Source organism: Clostridium sp. UBA2485 (assembly GCF_002341865.1).
GTDB lineage: Bacteria > Bacillota > Clostridia > Clostridiales > Clostridiaceae > Clostridium_J.
Genome location: NZ_DDOV01000118.1, coordinates 42,770 through 65,852, shown reverse-complemented (window position 1 = coordinate 65,852; position 23,083 = coordinate 42,770). Strand labels below are relative to the sequence as shown.

At 28.8% G+C, this 23,083-nt stretch carries 15 protein-coding genes; 3 read left to right on the top strand and 12 right to left on the bottom strand.

Annotated elements, in window-relative coordinates:
- Positions 1-352: 352 nt before the first annotated feature.
- The 11 genes from hslO to B3603_RS21940 form a co-directional block, all read right to left on the bottom strand.
- Positions 353-1,228, bottom strand: a complete 876-nt coding sequence (gene hslO, locus B3603_RS21990) for an Hsp33 family molecular chaperone HslO (RefSeq protein ID WP_291568994.1) — start codon at positions 1,226-1,228, stop codon at positions 353-355.
- A gap of 190 nt (positions 1,229-1,418) precedes the next feature.
- Positions 1,419-2,156 (bottom strand): class I SAM-dependent DNA methyltransferase, encoded by a 738-nt coding sequence (locus tag B3603_RS21985; RefSeq protein ID WP_291568992.1) that lies wholly within the window; start codon positions 2,154-2,156, stop codon positions 1,419-1,421.
- Between the two features lie 156 nt (positions 2,157-2,312).
- A complete protein-coding gene (locus B3603_RS21980) occupies positions 2,313-2,555 on the bottom strand; it encodes a small, acid-soluble spore protein, alpha/beta type (protein ID WP_291568991.1) in 243 nt (80 codons plus the stop codon).
- A 368-nt stretch (positions 2,556-2,923) separates the two neighbouring features.
- Entirely contained in the window at positions 2,924-4,621 is a 1,698-nt protein-coding gene (locus tag B3603_RS21975) for a peptide ABC transporter substrate-binding protein (protein ID WP_291568989.1), read from the bottom strand.
- An 868-nt stretch (positions 4,622-5,489) separates the two neighbouring features.
- A complete protein-coding gene (locus B3603_RS21970; protein ID WP_291568987.1) occupies positions 5,490-7,199 on the bottom strand; it encodes a peptide ABC transporter substrate-binding protein in 1,710 nt (569 codons plus the stop codon).
- A gap of 556 nt (positions 7,200-7,755) precedes the next feature.
- A complete protein-coding gene (locus B3603_RS21965) occupies positions 7,756-9,456 on the bottom strand; it encodes a peptide ABC transporter substrate-binding protein (protein ID WP_291568985.1) in 1,701 nt (566 codons plus the stop codon).
- A gap of 515 nt (positions 9,457-9,971) precedes the next feature.
- Complete coding sequence (locus B3603_RS21960) at positions 9,972-11,675, bottom strand: peptide ABC transporter substrate-binding protein (RefSeq protein WP_291568983.1); 1,704 nt, start codon at positions 11,673-11,675, stop codon at positions 9,972-9,974.
- 1,664 nt (positions 11,676-13,339) lie between these two features.
- Positions 13,340-14,305, bottom strand: coding sequence for an ABC transporter ATP-binding protein (locus B3603_RS21955; protein WP_291568981.1), 966 nt, complete (start codon positions 14,303-14,305; stop codon positions 13,340-13,342).
- Positions 14,298-15,329 (bottom strand): ABC transporter ATP-binding protein, encoded by a 1,032-nt coding sequence (locus B3603_RS21950; protein ID WP_291568979.1) that lies wholly within the window; start codon positions 15,327-15,329, stop codon positions 14,298-14,300. Before B3603_RS21950 ends, B3603_RS21955 begins: the two co-directional genes overlap by 8 nt.
- Before the next feature lie 12 nt (positions 15,330-15,341).
- Positions 15,342-16,274, bottom strand: a complete 933-nt coding sequence (locus tag B3603_RS21945) for an ABC transporter permease (protein ID WP_291568977.1) — start codon at positions 16,272-16,274, stop codon at positions 15,342-15,344.
- Positions 16,275-16,285: 11 nt separating this feature from the next.
- The gene (locus B3603_RS21940; protein ID WP_291568975.1) at positions 16,286-17,221 is read right to left on the bottom strand and encodes an ABC transporter permease; all 936 of its coding nucleotides are present in this window, start codon (positions 17,219-17,221) and stop codon (positions 16,286-16,288) included.
- A gap of 1,433 nt (positions 17,222-18,654) precedes the next feature.
- Between B3603_RS21940 and B3603_RS21935 the strand changes: the two genes are divergently transcribed.
- From B3603_RS21935 to dapB, 3 genes are all read left to right on the top strand, one after another.
- Positions 18,655-19,653: an aspartate-semialdehyde dehydrogenase gene (locus tag B3603_RS21935; RefSeq protein ID WP_291568973.1), complete on the top strand. Its 999-nt coding sequence runs from the start codon at positions 18,655-18,657 to the stop codon at positions 19,651-19,653.
- Positions 19,654-19,730: 77 nt separating this feature from the next.
- Positions 19,731-20,612: a 4-hydroxy-tetrahydrodipicolinate synthase gene (dapA, locus tag B3603_RS21930; RefSeq protein WP_291568972.1), complete on the top strand. Its 882-nt coding sequence runs from the start codon at positions 19,731-19,733 to the stop codon at positions 20,610-20,612.
- Positions 20,613-20,622: 10 nt separating this feature from the next.
- Positions 20,623-21,372, top strand: coding sequence for a 4-hydroxy-tetrahydrodipicolinate reductase (gene dapB / locus B3603_RS21925; protein WP_291568970.1), 750 nt, complete (start codon positions 20,623-20,625; stop codon positions 21,370-21,372).
- A gap of 500 nt (positions 21,373-21,872) precedes the next feature.
- On the opposite strand, the gene B3603_RS21920 is transcribed toward dapB, so the two are convergent.
- Positions 21,873-23,042, bottom strand: coding sequence for a pyridoxal phosphate-dependent aminotransferase (locus B3603_RS21920; protein WP_291568968.1), 1,170 nt, complete (start codon positions 23,040-23,042; stop codon positions 21,873-21,875).
- Between the last annotated feature and the right edge of the window lie 41 nt (positions 23,043-23,083).

The following is a 23,083-nucleotide window of genomic DNA, read 5'->3' as shown; positions in this document are numbered from 1 at the left end:
TATTTAAAGAAATTATTTTTATATTACTCTATTTTTTGAAATATATCTTTTATTTTCTTATATTTTAACAACCTATTAATTTGTTTATTAATTAAGAATGAAAAATGAAAGATTTATAAAGATCTCCTTATACAATTGAGAACTGACAATGAAAAATATATAACAACTTTTCTTCTATGGCAGAATTTTAAATTTGATTTCTTTTTTAAAGTACTGAGTATTTTCTATAATAAAAAGAAAAGAAAAGTTAACTTAAATAACCTTTCCCTTTTTAAAACCCTCAATAGAATTATTAGTGAAGATTTAATTTCAACTATAATTTTCATTCTTAATTTCAACAGGATTACCTATTTTATAATTCTTTTAATAATTTACCTATTTGCTCTGTCTTAAAGTCATAAGCTTTATTACAAAAATGGCATTTTATTTCTTCTGTTTTTCCTTCTTCATATAAGTTTTGTAATTCTTTTTTACCTATACTAATCAAAACCCTTTCTACTCTCTCTCTTGAGCAATCACATTTAAACTCTATTTTTCCTTCTTCATATATGTTAACATCCATATCTTCAAATATATTTTTTAATATTTCCTCTATTGTCATTCCATCACTTATCATAGTAGTTATTGAAGGAATTTCTTCAAGCCTATAAGTTATTATATCTGCTAAAAACTCAGAAGCTCCTGGCATCATTTGAATTATAAATCCACCAGATGCTTTTATGCTTAAATCTGTATCAACTAATACACCTAATGCCACTGCAGATGGTGTTTGCTCTGAAACAGTGAAATAATAGGCTAAATCATCACCTATTTCACCAGTATATATAGGAACTTGCCCTATATACGGATCTTTAAGCCCCATGTCTCTTATAACCTTTAGATAACCATCTTTTCCTATAGCCCCTCCGACATCTAATTTACCCTTCTGATTTAATGGTAAATCTACATTTGGATTTCCTATGTATCCTTTAACACTTCCATCAGCATGAGCAGTTACTACTATCCCCTCTGCTTCTCCACCTCCATTTATATTAAGAGTTAAGCTATCTCCTTTGGCTTTAAGCATAGCCCCCATTAAACCTCCAGCTGTCAGCATTCTTCCTAAAGCTGCTGATGCAGTAGGCGTACAATTATGAGCCTTTATCCCTTCTTGAACCATATTTGTAGTTATTGCCGCTATTATCCTAACATCACCATTATGTGCTGTTGCTCTTACTAACTTATCCATCTTCTTCCTCCTAGTTTAAATCCATATATTTGTATATCTTCAAAAACCACTAGCCAATACGCTAGTTTATTTTTTTATTATGTTATCTTATTAAAACTCACTCATAGCACTGCTATGAGTGAATTTTATTTCTTAATCTAATATAAAATAGCATTACTATCTTTAACTAACTATTTTATACAACTTAAATTTATTTTCTTAATACATAGGTAATTCTTTCAGTTTTTTCACTTACTGGTATATTATCATAACAATCTAACTTTTTCTCTAATTTAAATCCTAATTTTTTAAAAATATCCTCAATATCTTCTTCACTGTAAGCTCTCTCACAATGTTCTTCATCAAATCGTTTATAAACTTGTCCTTCTCTTACAAAAAAGGTTAAGTACATATTTACTATATCATCCTCTAAGTAATTTTCCCATATATATACAACATCTTCACTATCATAATTAAAAATGTTATTTCCTAATATATTAATAAGTTTATGTCGCGAATTTACATCAAATATGAACAATCCATCTTCTCTTAATAAGTTATAGACACCTTCAAAGTATTTTTTTAAATCTTGTTTTTCTGTAATATAGTTAGTAGAATCTAAAGCACAGGTAATTAAATCAAAATTATTTTTTATGTTCAAATTACATATATTTTGGCAAAAAACCTTTGCTCTTATACCGTTACCACGAAGTTTTTCTTCTGCTACTGTAAGCATTTCCTGTGATAAGTCCACGGCGTAAACATTTTGAAAGCTTTTACCTAATTCTACGGTTAAATTTCCTGTGCCACAGGCTAAATCTAAATAGTTTCTTCTTTCTAAGGAGTATTCCTCACATATTTTTAATATTTTTTCACCCCAATTTTTATAATCCACATCACCATAAATAAGTTCATCATATATACTGGCAAAATTCTTATAACAGTACATTCTTCTTCTCCTTAAAATTATATAAAATTAATAAATTCTTATAATAAATAACAATAATATATTACAGCTTTTCTAAATATTTGTCCAAAGTTTTATAATTAAATATATTAAATGTTAAATCAACAACAGTGCTAAAAATTCATAGTATTTAATTTATTAATATGCATCTTCATTTTTAGGAATATTTAACATCTTCTTTTTCTTAGTCATCAATCCCCCAATTCGTCCTGTTTCCTCTGCGGTAAGACCACTCCATCCTAATTCTTTTACCTTATCTATAAGCCCTAATTCTTCTGCAATTTCATATTTTATCTTTTCTCTCATCTCCTCGTAAGGAGTTAATTCTTTATTACTTTTAAGCTTAGCTTTAATAACCTTTTTTAATGGCGTTTTTCCCATGTTTATACCCCTCCTGCTATAGTTATATTCTCTACCAGGAAAGGTTTTTTATACCTAAATATTGCCTAATAAACTTAAATTTTAAAAAATATTTTTTCTAAAAATAATTTTTGTATTTTATTCTTTTAATATGTTATATTTTATTTAATATTGTAAATTTATTTTTATAAATTGGTAAATAAAACTGTTCATTTATAAATATATTAGACTATACATAGATATCATGGTTCTGAAATTAATGTATATGCCAAAATAATTTGCCTTTTTAGCATTCTAATTAAAACTATTAAATTCACAGTATATATTTCACAGTTCACAATTCAGGGATAAATAAAAAATAGAGCAAAACTGCTCTATTTTTTTATTTATTATCTACCTTCAGTATAAGTATGTTTTAAATCAACCGTTCCAAAAGTTGGAGAGAAGTAATTCTTAACATATTTGCGAACATAAGTATTTTTAAATCTCCATACTCCAGGACTAATTGCTGCATCTTCATAAACTAATATTTTTTCAGCTTCAGCAAAGATCTTAGCTCTCTCTCCTAAATCCAGTGTTTCACTAGCTTTCTTTATTAATTCATCATATTCAGAACTTTTCCATCCAGTTCTGTTCATACCAGAATTTGATGTCCATAAATCAAAGAAAGTGTTAGGATCATTGTAATCTCCACTCCATGCTTGAGATGCAATTTCGTAGTCTCCTGAATCTACTCTACTTTGGAACACTGCCCATTCACAATATTCAGGTTCAATATTTATACCTAATACTCTCTTATAATTATCTTGCCCAAACTCTGCAAATTCTTTATCTCTAGCACTAGTACCAGATTGAATAAACGTTATAGTATGTTTAGATGGATCTGGATCTAATCCTTCTTCTTTTAATCCCTCTATAAGTAAAGCTTTAGGATCTGTATTATCCTTCTTTAAATCCTCTATTGGCTCAGATTTAACTTCTTCTCTAAATTCTAATTCACCTATTTGCACTGCTGGAGGACACCATGCCTTTGCCGGCTCTGATAAACCTCTATATAGAGTATCACTCATGCCTTCTCTATCCATAGCTATGGAAAAAGCTTTCCTTATTTTAGCATTTTTAAAATATTTATTATTTTGATTAAAGAACGTATAAGTAGCTGAGCCATCATATCCTTTTATAACATCATAGTCTCCAGTCTTATCAAGCTTATCTATCCATTCTGGCTTAGTAACTGCTGTCGCATCTAATGAACCATTATAAAGTTCATTCATTCTCGAAGTTTCTTCCTTTATAATTTTCATTGTTGCTTTTTCTAATTTCACATTTTTAGCATCCCAATATTCTGGGTTTTTAACTAGTTCAATTTTATTATTGTGCACCCATTCTTTTATTATGAATGGTCCATTAAACACCATTGTGTCTACTTCAGTCCCATATTTATCACCATATTTTTCCACTATATCCTGTCTTTGAGGCTCCATCACTTTAAAACGTGTTAAATCTAAGAAATAAGGACATGGTTTTTCTAAAGTAAACTCTAAAGTTTTTTCATCAGTAGCCTTAACGCCAACATCTTCTACCTTAGCTTTACCTGCATTATAAGCTTCTGCATTTTTTATTGGATATAATAGAAATCCATATTGAGAGGCAGTTTCAGGATCTAAAGTTCTCTTTATACCATAAACAAATTGCTCCGCTGTAACTGGTTGACCATCTGACCACTTCATATCTCTTATCTTAAAGGTCCAAGTCAATCCATCATCTGATGTAGTCCAACTTTCTGCTGCACCTGGTACAATAATTTCTTTATCATTTTCATCAGCTTCAACTCTTGTAAGTGCTTCCATTACATTGGTTAAAACTTGAGAAGAGTATGAATCTGTGCTTTTAGAAGGATCTAGTGATTTTGGTTCAGACTGTAATAGAACATTTAAATATTGATCCTTGTCCATTTTAGCTTCATTTGCGTTCTCATTTCCGCCTTCTGCTGGTTTGTCTTCTGCCTTTTTTCCACATCCTGCTAGTGCTACAGAAACAGTTAGTGAAACTGTTAATAATGATACTAATAATCTTTTACTCTTCATAGTGAATCCCCCTCTTTTAAATAATAAGTTCTTTTATATTCTTCTTATTATTACTGTTTATTAATATATATTTTTTCTAAAATATTAATTAAATTAGATAAAAATATTAATTTCCTCTTTATTTGTTTAAATATTTTGTCATAAATTGTTTAAATTTATTGTTATTTGAATGTTTTTGTCTTTTATCTCTCACTTGAAATAAATAATATACTAAAAATTTTATAAAATCAAGATATTTTTTATGTGAAATATTTTTTAAATAAAAAATTTAATTTTATTAATTCTTTTGTTAAACTTATTAATAAAATATTAAGAATTAACTTTTAATACATATTTGAACCCCTTATTATAGCGTGGTTTGCAATATATTATAGCTTCTTAAATTTTTTATTAATTTTTAAATAAATTTTTGTAAACTTTTACTTTGTTTTATATTTTCAAAGATTTATATTGTTTTCTTGAATAAAAACTTATAAATAAAAGATAATTCTATAAATTTATATTTTGCAATAACATGTTAATTTTTTTGCAATTTTACCTCTTACAATTTTCCCTATATTTTTTAACTCCCACAAAGCATCCTATTCAAAATATGTACTAAAAAATTAATTATTGTAAATATTCTTTTCAATAGTTTTCTCGCAATTTCTAATAAATAATTATTATATTTTTCAAAATCTCTCTTATCTTTTCTAGAAATGAAATTTGTTATAATATATATTGCTCTCTTATGATTAACAAAATAATTTATACACAATTAAACAATTTAAATAGCTATTAAATAACTATTAAAATTGTTAAATAAAAAAAGACAATTACTCATAACTAATTTTAGTTATGAGTAATTGTCTCTTTTTTTAATATTTAATTATTCTCTTCCATCTGTATAAACATACTTGTAATCAGGTACTGCGAATAGTGGATTTGAGTAATTTTTAATAAAATTACGTATATAATAATTTTTATATCTCCATACGCCTGGGCTAAATACTCCCTCTTCATAAACTAATAGTTTTTCCGCATCAGCAAATAATTTACTCTTTTCATCTGGATCTTGAGTTTCAGAAGCTTTCTTTATTAGTTTATCATATTCTTCATTTTTCCACCCAGTATTAGTTACACCTGCATCTGATTTCCACATATCAAAGAACGTACTAGGATCATTATAATCTCCAGACCAATTTTTGCCCGCAACTTCATAATCCCCTTCTAGTGTTCTAGTTTGGAATACTGCCCATTCACAATAATCCGGTTCAATGTTTACACCTAATACTCTCTTATAGTTTTCTTGTTCAAATTCAGCAAACTCTTTAGCACCCGCATCTGTTCCAGATTGAATTATCTTTATTGTATGCTTAGATGGATCTGGATCTAATCCTAACTCTTTTAATCCCTCTATAAACAATGCCTTAGGGTCTGGATTATCTTTCTTCAAGTCCTCTACTGGTGTATACTTAGCTCTTTCTCTGTAGTCTACTTCACCTACTTTTACTTCAGGAGGACACCATGCTGTTGCTGGTTCTCCTAAATCTTTATATAGTGTTTTAACCATTCCCTCTCTATCCATTGCTGTTATAAAGGCTTTTCTTATTTTAGCATTTTTAAAATATTTGGTATTCTGATTAAAGTACACATATGTTGCTCCACCATCATAGCCTCTTTCAACATTAAAATTACCTGTTTTATCAAGCTTATCTATCCACTCTGGTTTACTAACCATTCCTATATCTAAAGAACCATTGTAAATCTCATTCATTCTTGAATTAGGCTCTTTTATAATTTTCATTGTTACTTTTTCTAATTTTACATTTTCAGCATCCCAATATTCTGGGTTTTTAACTAGTTCAACCTTATTATTATGCACCCATTCTTTTATCATAAATGGACCTGAGAATACCATTGTTTCTGCTTCACTTCCATATTTATCACCATGTTTTTCAATTATATCCTGTCTTTGTGGTTCCATTACTCTAAAATATGTTAGATCTAAGAAATAAGAACATGGTCTCTCTAAAGTAAACTCTATAGTTTTCTCATCAATAGCCTTAACCCCAAGTTCTTCTACATTAAATTTACCATCTTTATCTTTATTAAAAGTTTGTGCATTCTTTATTGGCTCTAACAAAAATGCATATTGAGAAGCAGTTTTAGGGTCTAATGTTCTTCTTATACCATAAACAAATTGTTCCGCTGTAACTGGTTGTCCATCTGACCATTTCATATCTCTTAACTTAAACGTCCAAGTCTTTCCATCGTCAGATTGTTTCCAGCTTTCAGCTGCTCCTGGATTAATAACTCTTTTACCATTTTCGTCAGTTTCAACTCTTGTAAGAGATTCCATAACATTGGTTAAAACCTCTGAAGTATAGCCATCTGCACTTTTAGATGGATCTAATGACTTTGGTTCAGATCTTAATACTACATTTAAATACTGATCCTTGTCCATTTTAACTTGACTAGTATTCTCATTTCCGCCTTCTGCCGGTTTTTCATCTGCTTTCTTTCCACATCCTGCTAATGCTATAGAAGCAGTAAGTGAAACCGTTAATAACGATACTAATAATCTTTTACTTTTCACAATTAATCCCCCTCTTTTATAAAACAATCTTAATAATCTTTTAATACTTTTTTAAAAAATATTACGAAAATTTAACATTTTACTAGATGTATAACCATTAAATATTTTAGTATTACAATAGCTTGTTTGATATACATATACATTAAACCAAATTTTTTAACAAATCAAGAAGTTTTTTCTGAATAAAGATTTAATAATTTATACATTATTTATTTTTCTGAAAAATTTTTCTTATATTTTTTAATACTTTTTACAAATTTCTTCTCATTTAATTGAAATATTCATTCCATATATGGCATTTTATTCTTTTTATTATAGCTATTTTAAATTTTTTTTAAATTTATTTTAAAAATTCAAAACTCTCTTTTTCTCATAATTATGAAATCTTTAACCTTTTCTTCATATTGTATTAATAGTTTATTAATAATTTTAATTAATATTATTTTCTTCATATTAAATCATCAAATCTATCTTTATTATTGATTTTTAAAAATTCACAAAAACAAAAGTGATGCAATAAATATTGCATCACTCATTTCTCTATATTTTATATAATTTATTCTCTTCCTTCTGTATAAGCATTTTTCAATTCCATTGATCCAAAGGCTGGTCTTGAATAACCTTTAACGTATTTACGAACATAAGTGTTTATATATCTATATATACCTGGGCTAAATATTGCATCTTCATAAATTAATATTTTTTCAGCTTCTTTAAATAATTGAGCTTTTTCTTCTGGATCAGCAGAACCATTAGCTTTTTTAACTAACTCATCATACTTCTCACTTTTCCATCCTACATTGTTCATGCCTGCATTTGATAACCAAATATCAAAGAAAGTACTAGGGTCATTATAATCACCAATCCAAGTTTGGCCTGCCATTTCATAATCACCTTCATCTGTTCTACTTTGGAACACTGCCCATTCACAATAATCCGGTTCAATATTTACACCTAGCACTTCCTTATAGTTTTGTTGTTCAAATTCAGCAAACTCTTTATCTGTAGCACTAGTACCTGATTGAATGGTCTTTATTGTGTGTTTAGATGGATCTGGATCTAGTCCTAACTCTTTTAATCCTTCTATAAATAGAGCTTTAGGATCCGGATTATCCTTTTTCAAATCCTCTATCGGTAAATAATTAGCTCTTTCTCTATAATCTTCTCCTGCTATTTTTACTGTTGGAGAACAAAAAGCCGTTGCTGGCTCTCCTATGCCTTTATATAGCGACTTAACAGTTCCTTCTCTATCCCTTGCCATTATAAATGCTTTTCTTATTTTAGCATTTTTAAAGTATTTTGTATTTTGATTAAAGAACGTATATGTTGTTCCACCTTCATAGTATCTTCTAACATCAAACTTACCTGTTTTATCAAACTTCTCTATCCACTCTGGCTTATTAACACCTACCAAATCTAATGATCCATTATAAAGTTCATTCATTCTTGAGTTAGGTTCTTTTATAATTTTCATCGTTGCTTTTTCTAATTTTACATTTTCAGCATCCCAATACTCTGGGTTTTTAACTAGTTCAACTTTATTATTATGAACCCATTCTTTTATCGTAAATGGACCACAAAATACCATTGTATCTGCTTCAGTTCCATATTTATCACCATGTTTTTCAATTATATCCTTTCTTTGTGGTTCCATTACTTTAAAATAAGTTAAATCTAAGAAATAAGTACACGGCTTTTCTAATGTAAATTCTAAAGTTTTTTCATCAACTGCTTTAATTCCAACATCTTCAACTTTAGCTTTGCCTCCATTATAAGCCTCTGCATTTTTTATTGGAAATAGTAAGAATGCATATTGTGAAGCAGTTTTAGGATCTAAAGTTCTAGTTATACCATAAACAAATTGTTCTGCTGTAACTGCTTGTCCATCTGACCATTTCATATCTCTTAAATGAAATGTCCAAGTTAAGCCATCTTCAGATGAGTCCCATTTTTCAGCTGCCCCTGGTACAATAGTTCCCTTGCCACTTTCATCACCTTGAAGCCTTGTAAGACTTTCCATAACGTTAGTTAAAACGTCTGAAGAATTCCCATCTGTACTTTTTGAAGGATCTAGCGTTCTAGGTTCAGACTGCAATAGTACATTTAAATATTGCTCCTTATCCATTTTAATTTCGCTAGTATTCTCATTACCACCTTCAGCTGGTTTTTCATCTGTTTTCTTTCCGCATCCAGCTAAAGCTATGGAAGCAGTTAAAGAAATAGTCAATAATGCAACTAATAATCTTTTACTTTTCACAATTAGTTCCCCCTCTTTTATTACCCAATAATTTTATTTATTGTGTTTAAATTATCTTTACTCCCACATGGAAATTACTAACCATGAAGGTTATATAAAAATAAATTATATCTTTTTATATATTAATAATACTTTCTCTATTTAAAATTTCTTAAAAAAACTGAATACCACACAAAGAAAATATTAGTTTAAATATATTTCATATTTCTCATTTTTCACAATCTTTAAACTATTAACTGTATTAATATAATTAGTTTAAATAGATATTTATGCGTTCATTTTATATTTATGATTATATATAATGACATTTTAGAAATCAATAGATATTTCCTCATTTATAGCTATTTTAATAATATTTAAAACTTTATACATACTTTAATAACAGTTTGTTAATTTACTTTTTAATATATATACATATTTCATATTTAGTTAAAATATTACAAGAGTTAAAAGTCTGATAATAAAAAAAGTGATGCAATAAAAATTGCATCACTCATTTTCACCTTTTTTATAAATTACTCTCTTCCATCGGTATAAGTGTTTTTCAAATCAATTGATCCAAAAGCTGCCCTTGAATAGTTTTTAACATAGTTACGAAGATAAGTATTATAATATCTATATATACCTGGGTTAACCACCGCTTTTTCATAAATTAATATCCTTTCAGCCTCTTTAAATAATTTGGTTTTCTCTTCTGGATCAGCAGTACCATTAGCTTTCTTAACTATCTCATCATATTTTTCACTTGACCATCCAGTATTATTTATACCTGCATTTGATAACCAAATATCAAAAAAAGTACTAGGATCATTGTAATCTCCAACCCAAGTTTGACCTGCCGCTTCATAATCTCCCTCATCTGTTCTACTTTGGAATACTGCCCATTCACAGTAGTCTGGCTCAATGTTTACGCCTAATACATTCTTATAGTTTTGTTGTTCAAATTCAGCAAACTCTTTAGATTGAGCATCTGTTCCTGATTGAATCAACTTTATTGTATGCTTAGATGGATCTGGATCTAGTCCTAATTCTTTTAATCCTTCTATAAATAGTGCCTTAGGATCTGGATTATCTTTCTTTAAATCCTCCACTGGCGAATAATTAGCTCTTTCTCTATAATCTACTCCATCTATTTTTACTGCTGGAGTACAAAAAGCTAATGCTGGTTCTCCTATACCTTTATATAATGTTTTAACAGTTCCCTCTCTATCTCTTGCTACTGTAAAGGCTTTTCTTATTTTAGCATTTTTAAAATATTTTGTATTTTGATTATAGAACACATATGTTGTTCCACCTTCAAAGTATTTTTTAACATTAAAATTGCCTGTTTTGTCAAGCTTTTCTATCCACTCCGGTTTATTAACCTCTCCTAAATCTATTGAACCATTATAAAGTTCATTCATTCTTGAATTAGGTTCTTTTATAATCTTCATTGTTACTTTTTCTAATTTTACATTTTCAACATCCCAATATTCTGGATTTTTAACCAGTTCAACTTTATTATTATGCACCCATTCTTTTATCATGAACGGACCAGAGAATACCATTGTGTTTGCCTCTGTACCATATTTATCACCATGCTTTTCAATTACATCCTGTCTTTGTGGTTCCATTACCTTAAAATATGTTAAATCTAAGAAATAAGAGCAAGGTCTCTCTAAAGTAAATTCTAAAGTTTTCTCATCAACAGCCTTAACTCCAACATCTTCCGCTTTAGCTTTTTCTCCATTATAAGCTTCTGCATTTTTTATTGGATATAATAAGAATGCATATTGAGAAGCTGTCTTAGGATCTAAGGTTCTTTTCATACCATAAACAAATTGCTCTGCTGTAACTGGTTGACCATCTGACCATTTCATATCTCTTAACTTAAACGTCCAAGTCAATCCATCATCAGATTGTTTCCAGCTTTCAGCTGCTCCTGGTACAATCTTTCCTTGACCATTTTCATCAGCTTGAAGTCTTGTAAGTGATTCCATAACATTAGTTAAAACCTCTGAAGAATATCCATCTGTACTTTTTGAAGGATCTAGCGATCTAGGTTCAGCTCGTAATAATACATTTAAATATTGATCCTTATCCATTTTAGCTTCTTCTTTATTTCCCTCAGCTGGTTTATTATCATCTGTAGTTGCCTCATCCTTCTTACAGCCTACTAGTGCCATTGAAGCAGTCAATGAAACTGTTAATAATGCTGCTAACAATCTTTTACTTTTCACAAATAATCCCCCTTTTTTAGTGACTTAGCAAAGCATACTTCGCTATGTTTAAACTCATTACTACTATGTTTTACTACTTTTAATTTACAACATTAAATGTATTTCATTTGCCGTAAATTTTACTATCAAATGCCAATATTCTATACATATACAATAATCTAACATATTCACAAAATCAAGTTACCTTTTTATGAACTTTGAAATATTTTTATCACATTTACTTTAATTTTCTAAATTTAATTAGTGTTTTACCCTTTATTATTCTGTTTTTTTACATAAAATGTATTATTTTTGACATATTATTAAATAATTTATTCAATTGTATATTTATCAACTTTTGTGGGAATATCATGATTTTATAACATTATATATATATTATTGAAAGTTTAGATTTATTACATCTTTTTAAATTTACACTGAAATATTAATAAATCATTAAAACTTTAAATAGTTTTAAATAGTTATCAATTTTTCATCGTAAGGAATATACTAAAACTTACTTTCCTATAATAACGAAACCAAGAAAATAACACCTTCTACTTTGTTATTCCCATTATATACTTATAAATACAGCTTCTTTAATTATCCTTATTGGATTTCTATAGTCTTTTAGATACGTATCTAGTCGTATGAACTTTTCTTATCCTATCATCCTTCAAGCATGTTAAACGTATAAAAAACTAGCAAATCGCTTGCTAGTTTTACTTGAAAATTAATTTTAATTATACATATTTAATTTGAGCTTTATTTTAAGATAATGTTAATATTATCATAGGAATTAAGAATATCATTTAAATTCTCTATCCCTATGATTATGTAATCTTGTAAAAGATAATTGAATTTACAATTGAGCATATTCGATATATTTATATCTTACCTATAATTAATACTCTTTAACCATGTCTTCTAAACATCTTCTAATATTTTTCTGCTTCTAAATCTTTTCCATTTACTATTTTAAAATTTAAATTCCAGTCACAATCATCTGTATTCTCTAATAATATACTTCTTAACTTACTGTGTAGAGTCATCTACTTCTTTTCTTGTTATAATCAATTTTAAGACGCTTATGCTGTCAGTAAAGAGATACCCATATATGATCACTATAATCTTCTAATCGCTTATTTGTCATTCTCTAATCATACTAAATTCAATGATACTATATATTCTATCTACAGCATATTCTACACAAACCTTCTCTTTGAAAATACCTTCTTTCTCTACTTTTTCACCACGGTTATGAGATTATGTTTGTATATAAGGTCCTTACTTTTCTTATGATTACCTTTAAAACTAATTTAAAAAAATACGAATCGATATTAACATCAATCGCTTTAACACCGTAACCCATAATCATACATTTAACATATTCTAACCATTTATTCATAAACTTCTTACGTTATTTTTACAAAAATGAAATTTATTCTTTCTTTATTTATCTTCATAAGCTGCTTAAAAATGCAACATAATTTTTACTTGGTTACACACGCATTTTCATGCCATCATTATTCTCACGCTTCAAATTCAGTATTTCCACTATCACTAATACTTTACTATAAGGCTTTGATAATTACTTTGACTAAACTTCCATCAATCAGTATAGCATAACTTTATTAAATACATCACATAAAAAAAGACAGGGAACTCCCTGTCTTTCATATTTATTATAATAAGTGGCATGCAACAAAATGCTTTGGCTCAATTTCCTTAAACTCCGGTAGTTTTTCGCTGCAAATTGGTTTAGCATATCTGCATCTTGCTGCAAATCTACAACCTGGTTTTGGGTTAATCGGACTAGGAACTTCACCTTCAAGCTGAATTCTCTTTTTACCTCTTTCCACTTCAGGATCTGGAATTGGAATAGCTGATAATAATGCTTGAGTATATGGATGTAATGGCTTTTCATATAAATCATGGCTTGACGCAAGCTCAACCATTGTACCAAGATACATAACTCCAACTCTATCTGAAATATGCTTAACCATTGAAAGGTCATGAGCTATAAAGAGATAAGTTAATCCTAATTCATTTTGTAGTTTTATTAATAAGTTAACAACCTGTGCTTGAATTGACACGTCAAGAGCTGATATAGGCTCGTCACATACTATAAAGTCTGGCTCTATAGCAAGCGCTCTAGCAATACCTATTCTTTGTCTTTGTCCACCTGAAAACTCATGTGGGAATCTTGAAGCGTGTTCTTTATTTAAGCCAACTAATTGTAATAAATTAAATATTCTATCTGTTCTTTCTTGTCCACTATATAACCCATGGATATCTATACCTTCTCCAATTATATCCCCAACAGTCATTCTTGGGTTTAAAGAAGCATAAGGATCTTGAAATATTATTTGTGCTCTTCTAGTAAAATCTTTTTTTTGCTTTTTATCTAATTTTCCTACATCTTGGCCATCAAATGATATTGTTCCTTCTGTAGCATCATATAATCCCATAACAGTTCTTCCACAAGTTGTTTTTCCGCAACCAGACTCTCCAACTAAACCTAAAGTTTCCCCTTTGAAGATATCAAAGCTAACATTGTCAACAGCCTTTAAAGTAGCAGCTTTTCCAACTTGGAAATATTTTTTTAAGTTTTTAACTTCTATTAAGACTTCATTTTTTTCATTAGCCATTATTCTTCACTCCTCTCAAAACTTCAGGAACTTCTACTTTGGGAGCCATTGGATGTTTTAACCAACATGATACTTCATGAGAATCAGTAACAGTTGTAACTTCTGGCACTTCCTCTTTACAAATTTGCATACAATATTCGCATCTTGCAGCAAAAGGACATCCAACTGGTGGCTTGATTAAATCTGGTGGTGTTCCTTGTAATGAATACAATTTTCCTTTATTCTTAGTATCTAATCTAGGAACTGATTGTAATAGAGCCCAAGTATACGGATGTTGAGGGTTATAGAATATTTCATCAACTGTTCCTCTTTCAATTATTTGTCCCGCATACATAACTTGAATTCTGTCTGCAACATCAGCAACAACACCAAGGTCGTGTGTTACAAGAATAACCGCTGTTCCAAGCTTTTCTTGAAGATCTCCTATAAGTTCCATAATTTGTGATTGTATTGTAACATCAAGAGCTGTTGTTGGCTCATCCGCTATAAGTATTTTGGGATTACAAGCAAGTGCTATAGCTATCATAGCTCTTTGTCTCATACCACCTGAAAATTCGTGTGGATATTGATGTGCTCTTTTATCAGCATTAGGTATATTAACTAACTCAAGCATTTTTATAGCTTCTTTTAGAGCTTCATCTTTACTCATTCCTCTGTGTATAATTAAACTTTCAGCAATTTGTTTACCAATAGTCATAGTTGGATTTAAAGAAGTCATAGGGTCTTGGAATATCATAGATATATCAGAACCTCTAAGTTCCCTTAACTCTTTGTCATCCATTGCTAAAATGTCTTTTCCTTCAAATGTAATTTTTGATTCTTTTTTTATTTCTGCAGGCATTGGTTCAGGAAGCAATCTCATTAATGCCTTAGCTGTAACTGTTTTTCCGCATCCAGATTCTCCAACTACTGCCAATGTCTCACCTTTATTTAAATGAAAACTTATTCCTCTTACTGCTTGAACTTCTCCAGCATAAGTATGGAATGAAACTTTTAAATCTTTAACATCTAATATTTTTTCCATCGATTTCCCCTCCTACTGACGTAATTTCGGATCTAGTGCATCTCTTAAACCATCCCCTAGTAATTGGAATGATAACATTATTAGAGATATTACTAAAGCTGGGAAAAGTAATTGTTCTGGATAGAACATTAAGTTCTGTTGTGCTGCAGAAGCCAATGATCCTAAACTTGTCTTTGGAGATTGAATTCCTAAACCTATGTAGCTTAAGAACGCTTCACCAAATATAAAACTTGGTATATCAAAAGTTATTGCAACTATCATAACACCTAAAGTGTTTGGTAATAAATGTCTAGCAATTATTCTTGAAGGACTTGCCCCAAGAGCTTTAGCTGCAAGAACGTATTCTTGTTCCTTTATTTGTAATAATTGTCCTCTAACAAGTCTTGCCATACTACACCATCCTGTAACTGTCATGGCAACAATTAAAGTTAAAATACCTTTACTATCAAATATCATAGATATTAATATAACTATAACAAGATAAGGAATACTTACTAATATTTCTAGTATTCTCATCATTATGTCATCAACTATTCCACCGAAGAAGCCTGCAATTCCTCCATAAATGGAACCAAGGACTGTATCTATTAATGCACCTATAAGACCAATTATCAGAGATACTCTAGCACCTTGCCAAACTCTACCAAAGGTATCTCTTCCTAACATATCTGTTCCAAACCAGTTACTTGAACTTGGTCCTTGATTAAGTAAACTATTATTTGTAACCTCATAACTTACTCCAGATATAGCCTTACCAATACTTGGTCCTACAATTGCCATTATTGATATGATTATAAGTATGCAAAGAGATACTATTGCAACTTTATTTTGTTTTAATCTTCTCCAAGCATCTTGCCAATAAGTCATACTAGGTCTTAAAATCTCATTAGATTTTGATGTATCGCACCCGATAATCTTAAACTTGTCTTTTGATAACTCTGCCATAACTTTCCCTCCTATCTCTTACTATTAGAAACTCTAATTCTTGGATCAACTAGTCCATAAACTATATCAACTATAAATAATGAAACAATAAATAATGCTGATATAAAAATAGTTTGTCCCATTACCATAGTATAATCTCTATCTGATATGGAAGAAACGAAATATTGACCTAATCCAGGTATAGCAAATATACTTTCAACAACAAATGATCCTATAAATATATTTGCAATTTGTGGTCCTAATAATGTGATAGCTGGAAGTATAGCATTTCTTATAACGTGTTTAAATACTAAGCTTAACTTAGAAACACCTTTTGCTTTTGCTGTTAGTATATAATCCTGTCCAATAACATCTAAACAGTTAGCTCTCATATATCTTGCATAAGTTGCTATAGAAGCAAAACTTAAGGCTATAGTTGGTAATATAGTATGCTTAAATTGCCCCCAACCAGTTGATGGTAAAACCATCCAATGAACTGTAAATGTAAACTGCAACAATGACGCAATAACGAAACTTGGTACTGAAATACCCAATATAGCAATAAACATTACTAAATAATCTGGCCATTTACCTCTCTTAAATGCCGCTAAAATACCTAAAATAACTCCAATAGTAAATCCAATTAAAATTGCTTGTCCACCTATTCTCGCTGATATAGGTGCATAACTAGCTATAGTTTTGCCTACACTTCTTCCTGAGTAAGCTAAAGATTCTCCCATGTCTCCATGTAGAACTAAATTAGAAATAAATTTTCCGTATTGAATTATAACTGGTTGATCTAATCCATACTTAGCATAATAGTTTGCTTTAATTTGTGGTGGTAAGTTTCTAGCCATTGACGCTAGCGGGTCACCAGGTATAGCATGTACTAGCATGAACGTAATTGTTATTGATATGAACAGCGTTACAAGCATATACCCAAATCTCTTTAGAGTAAATTTTAACATCATCATCCCTCCATTTTAGCATAAAGTTGTTGCAAAAGATTTTCACTTATTGCAACTTATTATATATATCCTTACTTTTTTGTTAGAAATGTAAGAATATTTATATACCTGTACTCCAAATAATACCTTCAACACAACTTTTATATGTACTCTATGTCTATAAAACTTCAAAAACTATATAAGCATATATGCAATTAATATCCATATATAACACAATAAAATTCTTTTAGCCTCTTCAAAGAATTTCAATTTCATTTTTGCTTTATAATTATTTCATTTTCTTTATTGTTTATCATATTTAGGGTTTATTTATACTAAAGATACAATACTATGAAGAAAATTATTAAATGATTGTATACTTTAGTTCAAACTTTACTGTAGGTATGTTCTAGAATGTTGCCCACTAAAATCACTATTTTTTCATATTTAACTTTATTGCACTTATTAAGGAAACTTAGTAGAATTTCTTTTCTTACTTTTATACCTTATTTATATCTGATTGTAAATACCTAATTTTATAAAGATATAAATAAAATCATTTTTACTTTTTATAATTATAACTATATATTATAAATCTTCGCATAAATTTCTTTTGCTTATTTTTTATAACATATTCTTATGTACTTATTTTTATTCTTTAAACTCTAAACAATACTTTACTAATTTAAATCTTTCAAATAAATTAAAAAATCTTTAGTATACAGTTTATAATTATTAATTTTCATCTTTAGCATCCTACTTCTCAGCTTAGAACAATTAAGTTAAGTAGAAAATAAAAATGTTAGTAGTATTGCTAACATTTCTTTACTTTTTATCAACTAATCTTCTTCACATCTATACAGCAATGTTTTAAATTTAAATTCACAGATTTTAGCTATATTTTCTGAATGTTTTGATAATTCTATTTTTATTAACAATCTGGTCATAAAATTTACAATGATATAACAAAAGTGCCTGTCTAAATATCAAGCAAAAGTTGATTAAATTTAATTATTAACTATAATTAAGTTTAATATATCATTAATTCTTTTATTTATATTGCAATTTGAAAGCTTCATATAATTGAACAATATGAATTTTGAATAAAAATTCTACAAGAATTTCATTTTTTATAATACTATCACATACTATATTAATTGTCAAACAATTTAGTTTCATAATTGTTTATTTAAACTTATCAAAGTTAATACAATTTTAAAAATATTTCCATTATATTAACAATTCAGATTTTATATTATTACATAAAATGATATTTTATGTGCAGCAATTAATTAATAATATTTTCCCATGGTTTTTTATGTAATTTTTTTTCTGATTTATAAAAAGATAATTATTAGTTTAACAATAACAATAAAATTTATTTTTTTAAAACTATATAACTTTTTATTCTAAAACTATATAATATAGTAAAGAACTTTTAAGGAGTGATTTAATTGACTTATAATGTAGCTATTGTTGGAGCCACAGGTATGGTTGGAAGACAATTTATTGAAATTTTAAAAGAGAGAAACTTTCCTATAGAAAATCTTTATCTCTTTGCTTCTAAACGTTCTGCTGGCTCTCGTGTTAACTATAAAGAAAAAGAAATTGTTGTTGAAGAATTAAAAGAAGAAAATATATGTAATAAAAAAATACACTTTGCCCTTTTTTCTGCTGGTGGAAGCACTAGTTTAGAATATGCAAAGATATTCGTTAAATATGGAGCTATAGTTATTGATAACAGCAGTGCTTTTAGAATGGACGAGGATGTTCCTCTAGTAGTGCCAGAAGTTAACGGAGAAGATATTAGAAATCATAATGGTATAATAGCAAATCCTAATTGCTCTACCATACAAGCTATGGTAGCTTTAAAGCCACTATATGATGCCTATGGTATTGAAAGAGTTGTTTACTCCACTTATCAAGCAGTATCTGGTGCTGGAATGCATGGGTATAGTGATTTAGAGAATGGTATTAAAGGTGAAGCACCTAAAAAATTCACTTCTCCAATTGCTTATAATGTAATCCCTCAAATTGATGTATTCTTAGATAATGGTTACACCAAAGAGGAAATGAAAATGATTGATGAAAGTAAAAAAATACTTCATGATACTAATTTAAGAATCACTGCTACTACAGTTAGAGTGCCTGTTTATCACGGTCATAGCGAAAGTATTAATGTTGAACTTAAAAAAGACTTTAATATAGAAGATATTTTTGAACTTTACAAAAAATCAGAAGGTATAGTTGTAATGGATAATACTAAGGAAGAAATCTATCCAATGCCAATAAATATTGCTGGAAAAGATGAAGTTTATATTGGTAGAATAAGAAGAGATTTTAGTGTAGATAGAGGTTTAAACTTATGGGTTGTTGCTGACAACATAAGAAAAGGAGCAGCCCTTAATGCAGTTCAAATTGCAGAAACCTTTATAGAAAAAGATTTAATTTAGAATTATATAAAGAATTAGCAAATAAATGACTAAATGAGTATGGTCTTTTATTATATTTTAGAAAGGAAGATAATATTATGAGTATTTTTAAGGGTTCAGGTGTAGCAATTGTTACTCCTTTTAATGAAACTGGTGTTGACTTTAATAAGTTAAGAGAGCTTATAGAATGGCATATTGAAAATAAAACAGATGCTATTATAGTTTGTGGAACTACTGGTGAAGCTTCTACAATGTCAACAGATGAGAAAAAAGAAACTATTAAATTTGTTATAGATGTAGTTAATAAAAGAATTCCTGTTATTGCTGGTACTGGTACAAATAATACACAAGCTTCAATTGAAATGAGTAAATATGCAGAAGAAGTTGGAGCAGATGGACTACTAGTTATAAATCCTTACTATAACAAAACTAGTTCTAAAGGACTTATAGCACATTTTAAAGCCATTGCTAATAGTGTAAAAACACCTATAGTAGTTTATAATGTACCTTCTAGAACAGGAATGAATATTCCTCCTTCTGCCCTTGCAGAATTATGTGAACTTGATAATATAGTTGCTGTGAAAGAAGCTAGCGGTGACATGAGTCAAATTATAAAGATAAAATCACTGTGCAAAGACAAATTAGACATATATTCTGGAAATGATGATCAAATTGTTCCTATAATGGCAATGGGTGGTATAGGCGTTATTTCTGTACTTGCTAATGTAATTCCTAAAGATGTTCACAATATCTGTGAATACTATTTAAATGGAAATATAAAGGATGCTTTAGATTTACAGCTTAAGACTTTACCATTAACTAATGCTCTTTTTATAGAGACAAATCCTATTCCTGTTAAAACTGCACTTAATTTAATGGGTATGGAAGTAGGTTCTTTAAGATTACCTCTTGTAGACATGGAAGAAAAAAATCTTAAAACTTTACAATGCGAATTAAAAGCTTATAACTTAATTAAATAGGAGGACTAATATGATTAAAATCCTTTTAGTTGGATGTAGTGGAAAAATGGGAAGAATGATTTCTTCTACCGCTGAAAAATTTAAAAACTTATCTATTGTAGCTGGAGTGGATAAATTTAAAGAAGAATCTCTTAAATATCCAATTTATGATAGTATAGATGAATGTAATGAAGAAATAGATGTTATTTTAGATTTCTCAAGACCAGATACATTAAAGCAAATTTCTCAATTTGCAATTAATAAAAATAAACCTGTTGTATTTTGTACTACAGGATATGATGAAGAACAAAAAGCTCATATTCATGCTTTAGGTAATACTATTCCTGTGTTTTTCTCTGCTAATATGTCCATAGGAATAAATATAATAAATAATATATTAAAGAATATAAGTAATACGCTTTATAATGACTTTGATATAGAAATTATAGAAAAGCATCACAATCAAAAAGTAGATGCCCCTAGTGGAACTGCTCTTCTATTAGCAAATACTATTAAAGACTCTATAAAAGATGAAACGAAATTTATTTTTGGAAGAGAAGGAATAGCTAAAAGAGATGAACAAGAAATAGGTATTCATACTATTCGTGGTGGAAATATAATTGGAAACCATGAAATAATATTTGCTGGTCAAGGTGAAGTTATTGAAATTAAGCACTCTGCAATTTCCAGAGAAGTTTTTGCAGTAGGTGCCTTAAGAGCATGTGCCTTTGTTTATAATAAAGAAAAAGGCATGTACTCAATGGATGATGTAGTAAAATAATTTTTTAAAAAAGTGGTGATATATATCACCACTTTTTTTATTTTAGGCATCTATTTTTTTAAGCATACCTTAGTTATTTTCGATTCACAATTTAAAAATAAATTGATTTTAAAGTTATGCAGTAATTTCTTATAAATAATTAGTTTACACCCCTGGGGTCTATAATAAGATTATGAAGTTTAAGTAAAATTAAAATAGCTACACAAATTTAACATGTAACTACTTTTTAATTATACCCCTTAGGGTGCAGTATGATATAAAACAATATTTAATACATTAACTACTATTTAAATTATATTGGTTATCTCCATTAGTATTGATTTGATTTTTTGGATATTGTTCCAAACTATACTGCACCTCATGAGAACACTAAAGGGCTTCGCTACTGTTCCTCAGAGGTGAAAAACTAGCAATTGTATGTTAGTAAAAAATTTATTAAAGAAACTAGCTTGATTTAAACCAATTTCTGCTATAATTTTCAATTGTCAATTATCCATTGTCTAAGTTGTATATGTTTCTCCACTACGGAGCCTTCCAATAAACTTTTCCATTCTATCTAAAGCTTCTTTAAGCTCTTTTTCATTATAGCAGTAAGATATTCTTATGTAGCCTTCCCCACCTTCTCCAAAAGCTGAACCAGGTACTATAGCTACCTTTTCTTCATGTAAAAGTCTATGACAAAATTCTTCACTACTCATATTAAAGCTCTTTATAGATGGAAATATATAAAAAGCACCTTTAGGAATATCAACCTTAAGTCCCATATCTTTTAATCTATTGTATACATAATCTCTTCTTTTTTTAAATTGCTCCTTCATATATACAACATCATTCAGAGAACACTTTAATCCTTCTAATGCAGCATATTGACTTATAGAAGTAGCTGAAGAAACATTATACTGATGAACTTTCATTATATTTTTCATTATATATTCACTTGAAGCAACATATCCTACTCTAAGTCCTGTCATAGAAAACATTTTTGAAAATCCACTTACTAAAATTATCTTATCTTTTATATCCTTACATTGACATATAGAATAGTAATTATCATAACAAAGAGAAGAATATATCTCATCAGATATAGCAATTATATCATTTTCTTTTATTATTTTATAAAATTCATCTCTCTCCTCTTTAGAAAGTATACTACCTGTTGGATTGCTAGGATATGACACTACTAAAGCTTTAGGTTTTTCAGCTATTATTAATTCCCTTAATTTATTGAAATCTATAGAAAAATCTTCTTTTAAAGGATAATTAATAACTTCTCCTCCTAACATCTTCACTAAACTTTCATAGGCAGGATAGGCTATTTTAGGAACTAACACTTTATCACCACTATTTAATAGTGTGGTAAATACACACATTAGCCCCTCACTCCCGCCTACAGTGACACAAATTTCATCAGCATTGTAGTGAATTTGGAAGTCTTTTAAAAAATTAGATATTTCTTTTCTAAGTTCTAATATCCCTGCGTTAGGAGTATACACTGTTCTATTCTCATTTATTGCTTTAATAACTCCATCTTTAACTGCCTTAGGCGTATGAAAATCCGGTTGCCCTAATGTCAAGGATATTGCATCAGGTATTTTGGATACCTTATTATAAAATTTTCTTATTCCAGATATCTCTATACTCTCTACATTTTTTGAGAATATATCATTCATATAATCAGTCCTTTTTAATTATAAAATAATAATTTAATTAT

Bases quoted from the DNA above. Each gene is read 5' to 3' on its own strand.
- B3603_RS21955 (WP_291568981.1), bottom strand. From the start codon at position 14,305: ATGGCTAATGAAAAAAATGAAGTCTTAATAGAAGTTAAAAACTTAAAA.
- dapA (WP_291568972.1), top strand. From the start codon at position 19,731: ATGAGTATTTTTAAGGGTTCAGGTGTAGCAATTGTTACTCCTTTTAAT.
- dapB (WP_291568970.1), top strand. From the start codon at position 20,623: ATGATTAAAATCCTTTTAGTTGGATGTAGTGGAAAAATGGGAAGAATG.
- B3603_RS21940 (WP_291568975.1), bottom strand. From the start codon at position 17,221: ATGTTAAAATTTACTCTAAAGAGATTTGGGTATATGCTTGTAACGCTG.
- B3603_RS21945 (WP_291568977.1), bottom strand. From the start codon at position 16,274: ATGGCAGAGTTATCAAAAGACAAGTTTAAGATTATCGGGTGCGATACA.
- B3603_RS21950 (WP_291568979.1), bottom strand. From the start codon at position 15,329: ATGGAAAAAATATTAGATGTTAAAGATTTAAAAGTTTCATTCCATACT.
- B3603_RS21920 (WP_291568968.1), bottom strand. From the start codon at position 23,042: ATGAATGATATATTCTCAAAAAATGTAGAGAGTATAGAGATATCTGGA.
- hslO (WP_291568994.1), bottom strand. From the start codon at position 1,228: ATGGATAAGTTAGTAAGAGCAACAGCACATAATGGTGATGTTAGGATA.
- B3603_RS21980 (WP_291568991.1), bottom strand. From the start codon at position 2,555: ATGGGAAAAACGCCATTAAAAAAGGTTATTAAAGCTAAGCTTAAAAGT.
- B3603_RS21975 (WP_291568989.1), bottom strand. From the start codon at position 4,621: ATGAAGAGTAAAAGATTATTAGTATCATTATTAACAGTTTCACTAACT.
- B3603_RS21985 (WP_291568992.1), bottom strand. From the start codon at position 2,156: ATGTACTGTTATAAGAATTTTGCCAGTATATATGATGAACTTATTTAT.